13 protein-coding genes are annotated in these 16,376 nt (G+C 45.1%); 2 read left to right on the top strand and 11 right to left on the bottom strand.

Features of this window, described 5'->3' with window-relative positions:
• Window positions 1-13: 13 nt before the first annotated feature.
• Window positions 14-664 carry an MOSC domain-containing protein gene (locus ACQYAC_RS16940; protein WP_268498251.1) on the bottom strand — a complete coding sequence of 217 codons (651 nt, stop codon included), beginning with the start codon at window positions 662-664 and terminating at the stop codon, window positions 14-16.
• A gap of 122 nt (window positions 665-786) precedes the next feature.
• On the opposite strand from ACQYAC_RS16940, the gene ACQYAC_RS16935 reads away from it, so the two are divergent.
• A complete protein-coding gene (locus tag ACQYAC_RS16935) occupies window positions 787-1,056 on the top strand; it encodes an acylphosphatase (RefSeq protein ID WP_429943742.1) in 270 nt (89 codons plus the stop codon).
• 19 nt (window positions 1,057-1,075) lie between these two features.
• Here ACQYAC_RS16935 and ACQYAC_RS16930 read toward each other — a convergent pair whose 3' ends face one another.
• Window positions 1,076-2,182, bottom strand: a complete 1,107-nt coding sequence (locus tag ACQYAC_RS16930) for a nitric oxide synthase oxygenase (RefSeq protein ID WP_429943741.1) — start codon at window positions 2,180-2,182, stop codon at window positions 1,076-1,078.
• 104 nt (window positions 2,183-2,286) lie between these two features.
• Window positions 2,287-2,844 (bottom strand): PadR family transcriptional regulator, encoded by a 558-nt coding sequence (locus ACQYAC_RS16925; protein ID WP_034665213.1) that lies wholly within the window; start codon window positions 2,842-2,844, stop codon window positions 2,287-2,289.
• A 112-nt stretch (window positions 2,845-2,956) separates the two neighbouring features.
• Here ACQYAC_RS16925 and ACQYAC_RS16920 point away from each other — a divergent pair, with 112 nt between their 5' ends.
• Window positions 2,957-3,442, top strand: a complete 486-nt coding sequence (locus tag ACQYAC_RS16920) for a phenolic acid decarboxylase (protein WP_025206914.1) — start codon at window positions 2,957-2,959, stop codon at window positions 3,440-3,442.
• Window positions 3,443-3,514: 72 nt separating this feature from the next.
• Here the strand turns inward: ACQYAC_RS16920 and ACQYAC_RS16915 are convergent, their stop codons facing one another.
• The 8 genes from ACQYAC_RS16915 to ACQYAC_RS16880 all read right to left on the bottom strand — a co-directional run bounded on the left by ACQYAC_RS16915 (window position 3,515) and on the right by ACQYAC_RS16880 (window position 16,375).
• Window positions 3,515-5,146, bottom strand: coding sequence for a M14 family metallopeptidase (locus ACQYAC_RS16915; RefSeq protein WP_429943740.1), 1,632 nt, complete (start codon window positions 5,144-5,146; stop codon window positions 3,515-3,517).
• Window positions 5,147-5,325: 179 nt separating this feature from the next.
• Entirely contained in the window at window positions 5,326-6,624 is a 1,299-nt protein-coding gene (locus ACQYAC_RS16910; protein WP_058015708.1) for a citrate:proton symporter, read from the bottom strand.
• 191 nt (window positions 6,625-6,815) lie between these two features.
• On the bottom strand, window positions 6,816-7,793 hold the full coding sequence (locus tag ACQYAC_RS16905; RefSeq protein ID WP_268498243.1) for a tripartite tricarboxylate transporter substrate-binding protein: 978 nt from the start codon (window positions 7,791-7,793) through the stop codon (window positions 6,816-6,818).
• A gap of 2 nt (window positions 7,794-7,795) precedes the next feature.
• On the bottom strand, window positions 7,796-8,494 hold the full coding sequence (locus tag ACQYAC_RS16900) for a response regulator (protein ID WP_061407083.1): 699 nt from the start codon (window positions 8,492-8,494) through the stop codon (window positions 7,796-7,798).
• A gap of 3 nt (window positions 8,495-8,497) precedes the next feature.
• Window positions 8,498-10,093 carry a sensor histidine kinase gene (locus tag ACQYAC_RS16895; RefSeq protein ID WP_268498280.1) on the bottom strand — a complete coding sequence of 532 codons (1,596 nt, stop codon included), beginning with the start codon at window positions 10,091-10,093 and terminating at the stop codon, window positions 8,498-8,500.
• Between the two features lie 143 nt (window positions 10,094-10,236).
• Window positions 10,237-13,137: an exosporium glycoprotein BclB-related protein gene (locus ACQYAC_RS16890; protein WP_429943739.1), complete on the bottom strand. Its 2,901-nt coding sequence runs from the start codon at window positions 13,135-13,137 to the stop codon at window positions 10,237-10,239.
• Between the two features lie 118 nt (window positions 13,138-13,255).
• Entirely contained in the window at window positions 13,256-14,341 is a 1,086-nt protein-coding gene (gene ribD, locus ACQYAC_RS16885; protein ID WP_427366629.1) for a bifunctional diaminohydroxyphosphoribosylaminopyrimidine deaminase/5-amino-6-(5-phosphoribosylamino)uracil reductase RibD, read from the bottom strand.
• Between the two features lie 276 nt (window positions 14,342-14,617).
• The gene (locus ACQYAC_RS16880) at window positions 14,618-16,375 is read right to left on the bottom strand and encodes a WD40 repeat domain-containing protein (RefSeq protein WP_268497687.1); all 1,758 of its coding nucleotides are present in this window, start codon (window positions 16,373-16,375) and stop codon (window positions 14,618-14,620) included.
• Window position 16,376: the final 1 nt, after the last annotated feature.

The raw sequence follows: 16,376 nt of genomic DNA, 5'->3' as shown, positions 1-16,376 counted from the left end.
TGTTCGGCTTTTTTTAAATGGACTGAATTCGTTTTTCTAAAGACTTCCTCACCACATCTGCTAAAGCATCTACTTCAAGAACGGCTTTCAGCCTCTCTGGACTTGTTTGACGATATTTGACCTCGTTCACTTCATGGACTGTAATGTGATGAGACGCTTTTTCTACTAATACAAGAGAAGCATCAGCAGGCACTAAGCCTTCCTTCAGCACCCGTAAATAAAAACCGGTATACCCTGTTTGCTGCACTTCCTTTACAAGCTTCATGTTGCCATGCTTAAAAGATAGTTTCACACACGGCTGTCTAGGCTGACTCACTTCAACAAGTGCTTCTCCAAACTGAAATACATCGCCAATCCGCACTTCTGTTTCAACTAGTTGATGCACGGTCACATTCTCACCGAAGGCAGCTTCCTGTAACGGAACCCCTAAGAACTGCTCAAAATAAGCATAATGATCGTATGGAAAGACGCAGACGGCTTTATCATATCCTCCATGATGAACCAAATCACCTTGACCATCTCCCTCAAAATTGACCTTATTCAAATAGACAGGCTCATGTATTCGCTTTTTGTTGATGGCTGTTTTGATTTCTTTTCCGTTTGCATAGGTCGTGATGGGCTGTCCCACTTGGATTCCAGCTATGTCGTATTTCTTCTGTCCCACGATCACCATCTCCTTTGATTGTCTCATCGCTATTATTTTACATCGTTAGACAATGAAATCATAGTCGATGCGTGAAGATCAATTACATGCTATGGTACGATGAGAAAAAAGGAGAGATGACATTGATTCATTATCATGCCATTGTTACAGGACGGGTGCAGGGAGTCGGCTTTCGCTATTTTGTACAAGGAGAAGCCGTCAATCGTGAGATAAAAGGCTGGGTACGCAACACAGATGAAGGGCATGTCGAGTTAAAGGTAGAGGGTGAGCAGCAGGAAGTGCTTGATTTCTTAAAGACTGTCCGGAAAGGAAGCCCTTTTTCTAAGGTCACAGATATGCAGATGGAGCCGCTCACTGAGTTAGCTCATTATAAGCATTTTCGAATAAGGTAATCAAAAAACCTAGCTCTCGCTAGGCTTTTTCTGTCCCATGGTAGGGCTTTTCCTGATAAAAATAATTCGGCTTCACAATGGTATTGTCGTAATGCTTGTGGAAGATGTGGGTAGCAGCTGGTGATACTGGCGGAATCAGCCATGTCCAGTCCCCAGTCAGCTTGCGGTCAGCCTTTTCTTCCTGCTTTTCAAACTGTTTGAATTGATGTGCTGCTGTATGGTGATCAACAATGGTCACCCCTGCTTCTCGGTAAGAATGGAGAACCGCCAAATTCAACTCAACAATGGCTTTGTCCTTCCAAAGCGACGCATTCTTTGTCGTGTCCAGCCCTAAAATAGAAGCAACTTTTTTCAACATATTGTAGCGATTTTCATCGGCTAGGTTACGTGCGCCAATTTCTGTACCCATATACCATCCGTTAAACGGTGCCGCATTGTAATGGATACCGCCAATCTCTAATTTCATATCAGCAATAATCGGAACGGCGTACCATTTCAATCCTAAATCACGAAATCCTTCATATTCAGGATGGGTAATCTCGACTTCTTGGACGATTTCTTTCGGAAGCTCATACAGAACTGGCGGCTGATCCTTTAGCTGAAACATGAGAGGCAGAATATCAAAATGCGTGCCCTCCCCTTTCCAGCCATGGGCTTCACACAACTTTGTCAATTCAAGAGATGCCTCGTCGCCAATGATGCCATACTCCGTCTCATAGCCTGCATAACGAACGAGCTGATGATTATAAATGACGACTTCCTTTTGCGAATTATTTTCTGGAGGAAAGATCGTAATGGATGGTTTGATTTTCCCACCATTTGTCGCATACTCAATATGATGAAAGAGTGCCTCTTTCACCTCTTCTTCTGTCTTCACATGCCGGCAGTCGTGAACTTGCAGGGTTGACCAAAACAAACGGCCAATGCAGCGGTTGCTGTTGCGCCACGCCATTTTCGCCCCGTGCGCCAATTCCTCTTGTGTGTGAGTATACATCCCTTTAGAGTCAATTTCTTGTTTTATTTCATGCAGACGTGCTGCTTTCTCTTCATTTGACTTGCTTAATTCTTCATAGCATAAAGAAATAAAAGCTTCTGCTTCATTCCACAACGCTTCTTGATTACTCAAACATACTCGCCTCACTTTAATACGAATATATCCATTGTAGCTGTTTCTATTAATAAATTCACTGGTTTCAAACCATTTTTTATCATATCATCCGACCATTGTCCTTAGAGCGCGGATGAATCAATCCGTTTAAGGGTTTGCTCGAGCCAGCGGACATAGCCTTTTTCTCTTTCAATTGCCCTTGTCAGCACTAAGTAATGCCCAAATTGCGCTGAATGAAGCGATTCAGCGGCAGGGTCTTCCTCCGTTAAAGCGTGCAGCTTCTGTTCTAGCATGTCTATTTTTTTGGTGCGCTCTAGCAGTTGATGTGTAAACAAGTCAGCCGCTTCTTTGTTGTCCATGGAAGAGATGAAAAATGTTTTGAGCATGAATTCATCCTTTGTTGTTTCTGGTATCGGGTCTTTTGTCCTTAACCACTGATGCAATTCTGCTTTCCCTGCCTCTGTGATTTGATAAACCTTCTTCTCCAGCTTCTTTCCTTGTATACGAATATCAAATTCAATAAACCCTTCTTCTGTGAGACGCTTCAGCTCAGGGTAAATTTGGCTGTGCTTCGCACTCCAAAACTGTCCAAGGGAATCCTTAAAATGTTTGGTTATATCGTATCCCGTCAGCTCACACTGATCTAGTAAGCCAAGAATGGCATATTTCAAAACTCTCATGATGTGCCTCCAACGCTTATTCTTTGACAATAGTATACCATAGACTTTAAAATAAACATGTAAATCATGACATGTTTGAAATAACATCATTCTAATGAAAGAAGGAATAAACATGGATCAATTCGTTGGACTTCATATGATTTATACGTATGAAAATGGCTGGGAATATGAGATTTACATTAAAAACGATCACACCATTGATTACCGCATTCATAGCGGAATGGTTGGAGGCCGCTGGGTCCGTGATCAAGAAGTGAATATTGTGAAGCTGACAAAAGGCGTTTACAAAGTTTCTTGGACAGAACCAACTGGGACAGACGTCTCTCTGAACTTTATGCCTGAAGAAAAACGCATGCATGGCGTCATCTTCTTCCCAAAATGGGTGCATGAACGTCCAGATATCACAGTTTGCTATCAAAATGACTATATCGATCTCATGAAAGAATCTCGTGAAAAATACGAAACCTATCCAAAATATGTTGTTCCAGAATTTGCGGACATTACGTATATCCATCATGCAGGTGTAAATGACGAAACCATTATCGCCGAAGCACCATATGAAGGCTTGACTGATGAAATAAGAGCTGGACGAAAATAAAAAAGCGGCACGCACTGTGCCGCTTCTAGATTGTAGACAAAGGGCTAAAATGATGTTTATTTTAGCCCTTTTTTATTTAATACCTAACGTCTTTTTAGATAGCAAGAACCGGTACACTGGGAGTTCATCGCCTACTTTTGAAGCAATAAACCCAGATGACATATAGCTGTCTTTTGATTCTGGCTCAAGGGCAAGTGACAACAAATTCGTTTGCGGCTGCGCCGTGACATATACCTTTGTCCCTTTTGGCAGCTGACGTTTCTTTTGGATGAGTTCTATTTCAAGCTGAATATCTGTTTGACTCTTTTCGTCTCGTTTTGTTACTTGATAGGCTTGTACAGGTACTTTTACACTGGCAGGCAATGTGACACTTTTTAACCCTAAAGTTTTCAGCTTCCGTTCTACCCCTTCATGCCCAGGTAAAACGAGATAAGCTGTCGGTCGCTCTCTCGACATGACAGGAACAGCGTCGCTCGCACTGTGAAAGCGTACAGGGACATTGATGGTCTGTCCTTTTTCAATATCTACCATTTCAAGCGAATCTTCCACCGGCGCTTTGAAATCATCTTGAATGACCACTTGATCGTCATCATTCGATTGGAGACCTTTTTTCACCAGCTTCAAACGCTCCGTCACCATTTGCTGCTTCACCTGCTTTGCATGTTTCACCGTTGTTTCAATGATTTTTTCATGAGTGGTGACTTGTGCTGCGACGCGGCGGGTAAAGTCTTCTCTTCCAATTCCAATCCCTCTGCTTTCTACAAGAAAGGATAGTGCTGGCGAGAGCGCCAAGGCATTTCGGCCAATTCGTGCATCCGTTCCGCCTTCATAGAGATCGATCTTTCCATCCTTTCCTCTTGTGCTTGTATAATATAAATCATTTGAAAATCCTTGATTTGTCAGCGTTTCACGGACGCCGCTCACGTATAATTCATTTGACGTGAGCCGGATGCTTTCTGGAATATTCAAGTTCTTCCCTGATAAGATCAATAAATCGTGATATTTGAGTGCACCCGCTGAGCCGATATCCTCAAACTGCTTTTGTCCTACATCGTATTCGTGGGCATCAATGACCACTTCTGGTGCATATCGATTAAATTCTTGATGCAAGGCTGTCAGCTCTGGAGATTCTAATGTCATATGATCACGGTTCCCATCCATTCCGTTTGCAAGCCTGCGGTCAAACGCATAAGAACCATCAGGGTTGATTCTTGGGACAATAATGACGTTGACATGGCTGAGTATACGCTCTCCTTCATCACCTGCTAATCGTTTTGCGATGACGAGAGCCGATTCACCGGACGCCGGTTCATTTCCGTGTATTTGTGCTTGAAGCCAGATCGTTGGCTTTTTTGAAAGTGGAGAAATATGACGATCCTTTGTAAAGTAGAGGGCTGGAATGGACCGTCCTTCAATAGATGTTCCAATCTGTTTCTGGGAAGCATAAGGACTTTTGCGGACAATGTCACGTAAGAATTGTTGAAGCTCTTCTTGTGTGGTGAAGGCTTCTCCTTTTTTCTGAAATGCGGGGGTATCGAACGTCTCGTCAGGCTCAGGGTATAGCTTCTTCACTGGGGCTGGCTGTTCATAATTTTTTCCATAATAAGGGGTATCTGCATGAGCTGAAGCTGGGCTCACCATCGACAAACTTCCTGCTATGAGACATATAGCAGCAAAAAGAATCGTGCCTTTTCGTTTGGACATGCTATCCTCTCCCTTCGTTGATTTGCATTATAAAGAAAAAAACAGTAAAAGTGTCAGTATTTTTCAAAAATATATCTTTTGGAGGAACAGGCATGCTTATTGTATAGGGCAAATGAATCGAGCCTACTCGGCAATATGAACTAAAAAAGTGCCTGCTCACGTAGCAGACACTCTTTTATTTACCAAATGGAGATGGCCCCAATGAGTACCGACATGACCGTCATGGCAACAACTGCAAGCACAGCCCATTTCATCCCAAACTTCTGATGCTGATCCAGTGATACACCAACAAGTCCAACAAGTAAATGAGTGGATGGAACAAGTGGGCTTAACATATGAATCGGCTGGCCAATAATAGAGGCTCTCGCGATTTCAATTTTATCAACACCATATGCTGCCGCTGTTTCTGATAGGATCGGCAGGACCCCGTAAAAGTATGCATCATTCGGCATAAAGAACGTAAATATCCCGCTCGTTAACGCCACTATGACTGGAATAAAGCCGCCAAGCTGCTCAGGAATGGCAGAAACAATCGATATCGCCATTTCATCAACCATTTTCGTGCCAGTTAAGATGCCTGTAAAAACGCCTGCTGCAAAGATCATGGAAGCAATCGCTAAGACGTTAGTTGAATGAGCCGCAATCCGCTCACGCTGCTGTTCAAGGTTCGGATAGTTCACGATAATTGCTACACAAAAAGCAAGAACAAATAGGACCGTTAAGCTGACCTTTCCTGAGACGAGAAGGAGTACCAATAACAACGTAAGCGTTAGGTTAAACCACCAAAGTTTCGGTCGCTTGATGTCATCCTGTAGTGCCGCTGCCATTTCATTTGCATGAATCGGCTGTTCGAGCTCAATGACACCAAGACGCTTTCTTTCAGACTTCCCAAGAAAGTATGCCACCACAATCATGCTCAAAACCCCTGCACCAATGACTGGAATCATCGGACCAAATAAAAGTGATGGATCAACGCCAAGTGCACTTGCCGCTCTAGGTGTGGCTCCTCCCCATGGAATCGTATTCATAATCCCCATGCCGACTCCAGCAATCCCCGCTAAAATAATTGGACGGATACCAAGCAGCGTAAATAATGGAAGCATCGCTGTGGTTGTAATCATGTACGTTGTTGTCCCATCACCATCAAGTGCAACAAGCATGGTCAGGACAGCTGTTCCAACGACAATTTTTAAAGGATCGCCTTTGACAATGTTTAAAATTTTCGCCACCATCGGATCAAATAAACCAGCATCAATCATAATGCCAAAGTACAAAATCGCAAACATGATCATGACCGCTGTCGGTGCAACTTGCTGCACACCTTTGACAATCATGTCAGAAATTTCAGTAAAATGAAAACCTGCAATAAGAGCAAATGCAATTGGTGTTAATACCAATGCCGTTAAAACAGACATACGTTTCGTCATAATCAAAACCATAAATACAACCATCATAAGAAATCCTAAGATTGCTAACACTTTGTTCACCCCTTATGTTGTATACGCTTTCATTAAATGTTGGTATCCCATTTCCAACCCTTTCTGTCATGATATCTGACGCCTGAATTGAAGTAAATATTATGAATTTTAATTCTTTTTCGAGCGATAAATGCTTTTTGTTCATTTTGTTCAAACCTTGGTTTTGATGAATTCCATGAAAAAAAGCGGTCTTACTCGACCGCTTGTTCCCCTTGGATAAACTGCTCATATCGCCTTAATTGATCTTCCATAAAAATTTTTGCCTCTTTGCTGTTCATATAACGACTTGTCCAGCCTTTTTGCTTCATTTGCTTTTTCCAGGACTTCGTTTGTGTCATATGATAAAGAAGCTGATCCCATTCTCGAATGTCGTGCTGATTCATTTGCTTTGGCCCCATCACACCACGCCAATGAGAGAAGATAAGCGGAATCCCTTGCTCTTTCCAAGTGGGAACGTCTTTGAATCCATCTAAGCGCTGATTCGTTGTGGTCGCGACAAGCTTCAGTCTTTTCTTTTCATAATCATGACGAACCTCCGTAATCGTCGTGGTTGCCGCATCTACTTCATGGTCAATGAGTGCTTGAAATAAATCATCTGCACTGTCAAATTTCAAAAACTGAATACGGTATGGATCAATTCCTGCCATTTCGGCAGCCCGTGCGAATGAGATTTGATCATCATTACCGAAGTCTGGGGCAAACCCGATTTTTAAGGAATCCGGTTTCTTCTTTAGTGCATGTAATAACTCCTTCCCATTTGAGAAAGGAGAGTCAACAGGAACTGCAACGACCTGCCACTCTTCAGCAAGAATGGCGAGCGGGGTGACATCATTCATGGTCACGTTACTGCTGCCCAGTAAATTACGGCTTAATAATAGGCTTGAATTTAAACTAATATAATTGGCATCTCGCTCCATCATATATGTCCATCCTTTATCAACCGTTCCGCCTCTTTGATAAAGAATATTCACAGGCTGCTTCACCAGCTTTTCTTGTTCTAGCACGGTTTTCATCACTTGGGCCGTTTGGTCAAATCCGCCGTCGGGTACACCTGATACCACAATGTATAATGGGCTGTGCTCCAGGAAAGAAACTCTTGCTGTTTTTTCATTAAAGGTGAGCGTCGTACAAAGGCAGACCAAGATGATAAGGAGTATTCCTTTTTTCATTTTTATGACTCCGCTTGTTGTTTAGCAGGATAATATTTTCGTTCTGGTCTGCCAATGATTCCATACGCCAGCTCTGCCCGGCATTCTCCCGTTGTCACAAGATACTCTACGTATCGTCTTGCTGTTGTACGTGATGCGCCCATTTTTTCTCCGAGTTCTTCCGCTGTAATTCCGCTAATCTCTTCCTCCATTAATGTTTTCACTTTGTCCAAAGTCAGTGAATTAATACCTGTTGGCAAGTCTCGGTCATCCTTTTGTTGCGATTCTTCCTGCATCTGACCAAAAAACAGATCAATCATCGTTTGATTGACTTCATCTTTTGAATTGATTAACTCTTTCTTCTCTTTATATTCGGTTAAAACCTGAGTGAATTTTTGGACCGTCACCGGTTTGATTAAATAATGAACCACTCCATAATGAAGCGCGTCTCTTAGCAGCATCGTTTCCGTTGCAGCTGTGATAATGATCACATCCACATCAGGATGGCGCTCTCTTAACAGCGGCAAAAGGTTCGTGCCTAGCTCATCAGGCATATACACATCAAGTAAAATAAGATCCACCTGTTCTTTTTGAAGTGCCTCCCACATATCCTTTGCACTTTTTGCCTTTCCGGCAACTTGAAAGCCTTGTACCTTTTGTATATAAGATTCATGAATTGCAGCAATTCGAAAATCATCCTCCGCAATGAGTACCTTCATCACAACCTATTCCCCCTTTGTGCCTTTCGGTATGTAAACAGTGAAGATGGCACCGCCTTCTTTTTGGTTCGCAACTTCAATCCAGCCCCCAAGTTCCTCCAGCACTTCTTTGACATTGGCAAGTCCATAGCCTCGCCCTTCTCCCTTTGATGAATGTCCTCTTGTGAAAAGTTGTGAAATGGCTCCTTCATTGACACCATCTCCTGAATCAGACACCTCTATGATAATATCAAATCCAATATCTGTGATGAACAGGCTTACGTCTCTTTTCTCCTGATTCAATACGGCCTCAAACGCATTGTCTACGAGATTGCCAATGATGGTGATAAAGTGAGATAAACTCATATGGACTGGGAGCGGCTCCAATGAACTATTCTCATCAATGTGAAAATGAACTTTTTTCTCAGATGCCTTTCCTAACTTCCCAAGTAAAATGGCTTGTATCTTCGGAGAGCGAATTTGCTTCATGAGTAAATCATGCTGGCGATTTTGAAGAGTATATTCTTCTTTAATTAAGTCAATGGCTTCATCCACTTGCTGTAACTCAAGCAAGCCCAAAATAGCGTACAGCTTATTCGAAAATTCGTGTGTTTGCGCTCTAAGGTCTTCTGAATATTGGCTTACCTCTGTCAATGTATCCAGGAGCTTCGTCAGCTCGGTCTTCTCCCTGAAGCTCACAATTCCTCCAAATACTCGATTGTCCTGCACCACTTTTTTGACATTTAACACAAAAGTTTTATCATTGACGACTGATTCTATGTTAGGTTCAATCGTCTCTACCTTTAGATAGGATAGAAGATTGGCATTTGGCAACACTTGATCAATATGAAGAGGCAGCGTTGAAGAGACGCGCAGCATCTGTTCAGCTGACGTATTCATCATCGTAATTGCACCTTTACGGTCAAATGCAATGATTCCCTCTTTAATCGCGTGCAGCATCGCTTCTCTTTCTCGATATAATGAGGCAATTTCATGCGGTTCAAGCCCTAATATATCTTTTCGAATACTCCTTGTTAAAAAAATGGCTCCAAAAACCCCAGGCAGCAAAACAAGAAGGGCAATATAACTTAATTTGAATAGTTGATGGGCTGTCGCTTGGTCGATATCTCTTTTTAAAAATTCGACACTGACTGTCCCAATAATCTCTTCATGACTGCCTGTTTCTTTCATAATTGGGGCACTGCCTCTGACAACGGTTTCACCATCAGAATCACCCGTTGATATGGAGGTTCCTCCAAATAGCAGTGTACTTCTTCCTTCCGACACACTGATGGTTTTCCCTACATCCTCATGATTCGTATGAAAAAGAACCTTTCCTTTTTGATTGGTGATAAAAATAGCATGCGCTTTTACTTGCTCCTTCATTTGCTCAAGTACAGCCTGCTCTTCGTTTTGGGAATCTCCTGTAGCCACTGATGTTTTAATAGGCGGCATATATGAAATCGTTCTAGCAGTTTGCACCGCCAGCTGTTCAGCTTGGCTCTGCCTTTCTGATGTCTGCAAAAAACCAAAACAAATGGTCAATAAGGCAATAACAACAAGTAAAAGCCCAATAATTAACCCCAAAATTTTTGTTTGTAAAGTGACTTTCCTTTTGCCCATCCTCACCGCCACAACCCCTAATTTATGTAGATTCACCCGAATAGACTCTAAGAAAATCATATCACTTTTTCTCACGAAGTTAAGAGAAAATTCATTCCATACAAAAAAGGACGACTCATGATTGAGTCATCCCAATGTGTTCATTACGTGATTGATAAACCAGCACTCGCATAGCCTGCAACGGTATTCACTAAGGAAAGACCAGTAGCTGTTGCAGAGAAGACAACGAGCAATCTTGTTTCTGGTGTGACTGGTACGTTCAAACCAGTAGCAATGCCGTTTGAAATAGCACCTATCGTTAAAATACCGGTTAACACTGGAGCCAATGTGACGCTCGCTACTTGCGTGAAACTGTTATCTGGTGTCGGTGAAGCAAACAGACTAGCTGTTACAGTAATACTCGTGCCAACTAAAGAAAGCGCGGCTGTCGTACTAAAATAGCCAGCAAATGACGTAATGGTTCCATCTCTCGGCACTGAAAACGCCATGTTTAGTAATGTTCCTGCTGCCCCGGTTAAATCAATGATGCCGCCTACAATACTGACACCTGTCGCTGAGTTACCAAATCCGACCAAGCTAGATGTTCCAACGAGGCCGCCTGCGATTGTTGTTAAAACAGCTGGAGTACCTGATGCAAATGGAATAATCGCACTCGATCCTGTCACACCTGTGGCACCGGTCGCGCCAGTTGTTCCGGTCGCTCCGGTATCTCCTGTGGCTCCGGTCACTCCCGTGGCTCCGGTCACACCTGCGGCTGCCAATAACGTATAGTCTGGCGACGTATCTGGTGTACCTGTTGGTGGTGCTGTATTCACAACATAGGTTCCACCTTCATATGTGACCACTTGACCTACTAGATAGGTTGGAGCTGTTGCTGGGTCAAATGCCACAACACCAGTTAACCCTACCCCGGTGGCTCCCGTATCTCCCGTGGCACCGGTTGCTCCTGTAGCACCAGTTACTCCGGTCGCTCCGGTATCTCCCGTGGCACCTGTTACTCCGGTCGCACCGGTATCTCCTGTGGCGCCGGTTACTCCTGTAGCACCAGTTACTCCGGTCGCTCCGGTATCTCCTGTAGCTCCTGTTACTCCGGTCGCTCCGGTCGCTCCGGTATCTCCCGTGGCACCTGTTACTCCGGTCGCTCCGGTATCTCCCGTGGCACCTGTTACTCCGGTCGCTCCGGTATCTCCTGTGGCACCGGTCACTCCGGTATCTCCTGTGGCACCGGTCGCTCCGGTATCTCCTGTAGCTCCTGTTACTCCGGTCGCTCCGGTATCTCCTGTAGCTCCTGTTACTCCGGTCGCTCCGGTATCTCCCGTGGCACCTGTTACTCCGGTCGCTCCGGTATCTCCCGTGGCACCTGTTACTCCGGTCGCTCCGGTATCTCCTGTAGCTCCTGTGACACCAGTTGCTCCGGTATCTCCTGTGGCGCCGGTTACTCCTGTAGCACCAGTTACTCCGGTCGCTCCGGTATCTCCTGTAGCTCCTGTTACTCCGGTCGCTCCGGTCGCTCCGGTATCTCCCGTGGCGCCGGTTGCTCCGATATCTCCCGTGGCGCCGGTTACTCCTGTAGCACCAGTTACTCCGGTCGCTCCGGTATCTCCTGTGGCACCGGTATCTCCTGTGACGCCAGTTGCTCCGGTATCTCCCGTGGCTCCGGTTACTCCTGTAGCACCAGTTACTCCGGTCGCTCCGGTATCTCCTGTAACACCAGTCGCTCCGGTATCTCCTGTGGCACCAGTCGCTCCGGTATCTCCTGTGGCACCAGTCGCTCCGGTATCTCCTGTGGCACCGGTATCTCCTGTGACGCCAGTTGCTCCGGTATCTCCCGTGGCTCCGGTTACTCCGGTCGCTCCGGTATCTCCTGTGGCACCGGTTGCTCCGGTATCTCCTGTGGCACCGGTTGCTCCGGTATCTCCTGTGGCACCGGTTGCTCCGGTTCCTGTTGCACCGGTCGCGCCGGTATCTCCCGTGGCGCCTGTTACTCCGGTCGCTCCGGTATCTCCCGTGGCACCGGTTGCTCCGGTTCCTGTTGCACCGGTAGCGCCGGTATCTCCCGTGGCGCCGGTTACTCCGGTCGCTCCGGTATCTCCCGTGGCACCGGTTGCTCCGGTTCCTGTTGCACCGGTCGCGCCGGTATCTCCCGTGGCGCCGGTTACTCCGGTCGCTCCGGTATCTCCCGTGGCGCCGGTTGCTCCGGTTCCTGTTGCACCGGTCGCTCCGGTATCTCCCGTGGCGCCGGTTACTCCGGTCGCGCCGGTATCTCCCGTGGCGCCGGTTGCTCCGGTTCCTGTTGCACCGGTAGCGCCGGTATCTCCCGTGGCTCCTGTTACTCCGGTCGCTCCGGTATCTCCCGTGGCACCGGTTGCTCCGGTTCCTGTTGCACCGGTAGCGCCGGTATCTCCCGTGGCTCCTGTTACTCCGGTCGCTCCGGTATCTCCCGTGGCACCGGTTGCTCCGGTTCCTGTTGCACCGGTCGCTCCGGTATCTCCCGTGGCGCCGGTTACTCCGGTCGCTCCGGTATCTCCCGTGGCACCAGTTGCTCCGGTTCCTGTTGCACCGGTAGCGCCGGTTGCTCCGGTTTCACCAGCTGCTGCTAACAAGGTATAATCTGGTGACGAACCTGGCGTCCCTAATGGCGGCGCTGAATTCACCACATACGTACTCCCATCGAATGTCACGACTTGACCTACTGGATAGGTTGGGGCTACCGCTGGATCAAATGCTACGATGCCCGTTAAGCCTACACCCGTGGCTCCAGTCGCTCCTGGTGGACCCGCTGGACCCGCTGGACCCACTGCACCCGCCGGACCTGCTGGGCCTGCTGGACCTCTTCTTCCTCTCCCGCCTGGCGGCCCTTGAATCACACAAACACAAGGATCTTTTCCGCAGCAAGGATTTTTCACTGGTTTTCCTGACTTCCCGTTCTTACAGCTATCACATTCCCATCCATCATCCTTATACGCATCATACCAGCTTCCTTTTTGGTAATGGCCTTTTGAATGAGAGGGATAGGTTTTTCCGCATTGTCTACATCTTTTCATAGAATCACCCCCATCCATCGTATTCAACCTCATGGTGAAAGGTGTATGTACATTTTTATTTTTATTTTTATTTGGAAAAGTTGAGAAGACCTTGCGCTTCATGCACAAGGTCTTCTTTTCATTGAAATCTCATCGTCATTTTTAAATCTTTTCCTACCATACTATATTCAATATCCGCTGGACGGATCGCCTCTTTTAGTTTTTTCACACCTTCTCCTTCAAAGAAAGTAGGTGCACCTTTCCCTCCGATCAATAAAGGTGCCATATAGATAACGGCTTCGTTCACAAGTGATGCTTCTAAAAATGATGCACTCACACTGCCCCCTGCCTCTACAAGCACTGACATCACAGAGCGCTTCTTCAACATGTGTAACACATCATGAATATCTGTCCGGTGTTCTCCGCTTGTAACAAATACTTGATGTCCTCTTTGCATCAGCTGATGATGCTTTTTTTGATCGTAGTTTTGTGATGTACAAATAATAGTTTCTGCCATATGATCTGTTAAGCATTTCGCATGAAACGGAATCCTTAATGTTGAATCTAAAATGACACGAATGGGCTGATTGTTGAATGGATCCTTTACAATTAAGCCTGCATCATCTTGAATAATCGTTTCCACTCCTGTCAGTACCGCATCTGCTTCTTGGCGCAATTGCTGCACTTCTGTTCTCGCTTCTGTTCCAGTGATCCATTTGCTTTCTTGATCAGCCGTTGCAATTTTCCCATCTATTGAAATCGCTGATTTTAATATGACATAAGGAAGGTCTGATTGAATGAAATGAAAAAAAGGCACGTTTAAGCGCTCTGCCTCCTGTTTACATATTCCTTCTTCTACTTCGATTCCAGCTTGTTTCAACATGGTCATTCCCTTGCCTGCTACAAGCGGATTCGGATCTTGCATCGCAATGACTACTCGTTTCACACCACTTTTGATAATCGCTTCAGTGCAAGGACCCGTTTTCCCATGATGCGAACAAGGTTCAAGCGTTACATACAGATGAGCTCCTTCTGCCTTTGCTCCTGCCATTCGCAGCGCATGAATTTCAGCATGAGGTTCACCCGCCTTCATGTGAGCACCCATTCCAACAATTTCACCTTGCTGTACAATGACGGCACCGACAAGCGGGTTTGGGGAGGTTTGCCCTTTCATTGCTTTTGCGTTGGCAATCGCCAGTTTCATATAAAACACATCGTCTTTCATGTGAGTCTCCTTTCTTCTCTTTCAAGGGAAAGAACTCCTTCAGGAAATGAAGGAGTTCTATTCTCATATTTTTTCCATCCGTTTCTTTTCAGAACGATCATAGTAAGGCAAGGAATAAAAAAGTTTATATGATGCTCGTTGTTTACAAAAACAGCATTTGCGACATTCATATTTATTAATGAGGAGCACATGCGGACAATTGAGTACAGTTAGGCCTTTTTTCATATGTTCCTTGCAAACACTTATCATGAGAATCCCCCGCTTACATTCTTTTTCTTAATGAGAGATTACTTCTTTTGGAAATTGTTCAAATAAGCGCAGTACTTCGGTATACGTGCCATCTTCTCGAATATGATAAATCCCACCATCATACGAGCTTGCGTATACATCATTGCCTAATTGTCTAATGGCACTTATCCCATTCTTAGCAATTCTAATTGGGCCGGTATTGACCCCTAGCTCTGGATTCCACACGACGATATAGCCCCAATAATCTCCGCTCACAATATAGCCAGAGTCTGTGACAGAGACCGATTTAATCGAATACTGGTGTTCATTATGCTGGTCTAAAATTCTTCCTGTATGCAAATCAAACAATCTCACATTCTTGTCACGGCTGACAATGGCAATACGGTCTCTTTTGCTATCAATGAATACGTCATTTAACAGCTCTGTCGCCCCGATATATTTGGCTTTTAAAGACAAGCTCTTCTTATCTAAAAGACAGATGGTGCCTTCTACCGCAGCCGTGATAATATGATCCCCTTCTACTTTTAATGCTTTCACAGCACAATCATGTGCTTTGGAACGGCCAACTTCCTTTAAATGCTCTGTCGAAATGACATGGACATAACCGCCGTAAGTTCCAATATAAAATTGCCTGTCCTCCTCGTGGAAATACACACTGTTGACCGGTCCTGTATTGAGATCATACGAAACCATTTGCTGTAATGATTCATGAACAATATGCACCTGACTTGCATGATCTCCCCACGCATAATAGCTTCCATCTCTAGCGACAGCCACTCCATTTGTTAAAACACCTGTCGATTTAGTGATTTCAATTCCATTCTTTCTGAATTTTCCGTCATCTGATGCTGTAATAATATCTCCTGCCTCAGTCAGTGCAATATCATTAATAGATGGTGTCGCCATTTCGACCTCATCTGATACAACTTTCCCCTTTTCAATAGACCATTCACAATACGTTTTTCCAAAGCTGGCTCCTAGGATAGATTTCTCATCTTCCGTCCAGACAAGCGAGCGCTCCCACTGATATTTATGAGGCAGCAGCGTATCGACTAAATCCCCTGTTTCGTAATTCCACAGCTTAATTAAATGGTCATAGCCTGCTGTCAGCAAGTAATTGCCGCTTGGAGAAAAGTTCACCCGCTTGACGCCCTGTAAATGAGCTTTAATGATTTTTTTCTCCTGTAACGTCACCGCATCATAAATAATGACGGTGCCGTCGTCTCTGCCAAGTGCGAACACTTCTTTTTGATTGCTGCCGCTGATTGTGTCCAGCTCATAATCAAACGGACCGATTTCCCCTACAATTTCTCCTGTATCATACAGCCATACAAGAACGTAGCCGTCATCACCTGTTGTATAAGCTTTATCGCCATGTATCCATACAGCTAATACATCTTTGCTATGTCCATGAAATTCTCTTAGAATGGCTCCTGTTTCGATATCCCAGACTAAGCATCTTCTATCTCTGGACACCGAGACAAGCAAGGTATCCTGCTTCGCAAAAGCAACGGCTTCTACATCATCCGCATGACCAAACAAGGTGCGAATTCGAGTATGTGTGCCTGTATCATACAATTGAATGGTGTAGTCTGACGAAGCACTGGCTAAGTACTTTCCGTTTTCAGAAAGAGATAAAGAGTTAATGATATGCTCATGACTTCCAATAAACGTTCCTTCTCCTGTCGCCCGGTTCCACTGATAAATACAGCGGTCATAGCCGCCAGTGTAAACAATTTGGTCCTGCTGAGTTGATAAAACAGATGTAATTGGTCCTCTATGCATA

This window comes from Bacillus sp. MM09(2025) (assembly GCF_050496725.1).
GTDB classification, from domain to species: domain Bacteria; phylum Bacillota; class Bacilli; order Bacillales; family Bacillaceae; genus Bacillus; species Bacillus pumilus.
This window is presented reverse-complemented; position numbering and strand designations above follow the sequence as displayed.

Excerpts from the sequence above, each read along its gene's own strand:
- ACQYAC_RS16925 (WP_034665213.1), bottom strand. The coding sequence starts at position 2,844 with ATGAGAGTTTTGAAATATGCCATTCTTGGCTTACTAGATCAGTGTGAG.
- ACQYAC_RS16920 (WP_025206914.1), top strand. The coding sequence starts at position 2,957 with ATGGATCAATTCGTTGGACTTCATATGATTTATACGTATGAAAATGGC.
- ACQYAC_RS16915 (WP_429943740.1), bottom strand. The coding sequence starts at position 5,146 with ATGTCCAAACGAAAAGGCACGATTCTTTTTGCTGCTATATGTCTCATA.
- ACQYAC_RS16905 (WP_268498243.1), bottom strand. The coding sequence starts at position 7,793 with ATGAAAAAAGGAATACTCCTTATCATCTTGGTCTGCCTTTGTACGACG.
- ACQYAC_RS16895 (WP_268498280.1), bottom strand. The coding sequence starts at position 10,093 with ATGGGCAAAAGGAAAGTCACTTTACAAACAAAAATTTTGGGGTTAATT.
- ACQYAC_RS16890 (WP_429943739.1), bottom strand. The coding sequence starts at position 13,137 with ATGAAAAGATGTAGACAATGCGGAAAAACCTATCCCTCTCATTCAAAA.
- ribD (WP_427366629.1), bottom strand. The coding sequence starts at position 14,341 with ATGAAAGACGATGTGTTTTATATGAAACTGGCGATTGCCAACGCAAAA.
- ACQYAC_RS16880 (WP_268497687.1), bottom strand. The coding sequence starts at position 16,375 with ATGCATAGAGGACCAATTACATCTGTTTTATCAACTCAGCAGGACCAA.